Here is a 365-nt window from a genome sequence, read left to right as displayed (position 1 = left end):
TTTCAGTTCAAGGAAAAGACAGTAAAGCATAGGATCTATTTTTTACTTGGTATTATTTAACCTCTGACTATTGATTATTTTATAAATTATTTACTTGTGAACTTTAAAATAAAAAGCCTCATAATAATTAACCTTAATGATAATTATAACCAATAAATGAATGAATCTTCACCAAAACTCAGTTTAATGCGTTTTTTATGCATGCAATTTCTAACAAACACTCTCAATACAAATAATTGATTTCTGTTCATATTTCTTCATTTTATTGAATTGAGTATTGTCAGAAGAAATGAATTAGTGCGTAGCTTATTTAAGAATTTTTTCAAACTATTGAGAATTTATGAACAAAGGTAATATCATAACCC

It is taken from the genome of Vibrio penaeicida (assembly GCF_002933855.1).
Classification (GTDB): Bacteria; Pseudomonadota; Gammaproteobacteria; order Enterobacterales; family Vibrionaceae; genus Vibrio; species Vibrio penaeicida_A.
The sequence above is the reverse complement of the archived record's forward strand: the minus strand, read 5'-3'. Positions refer to the sequence as shown.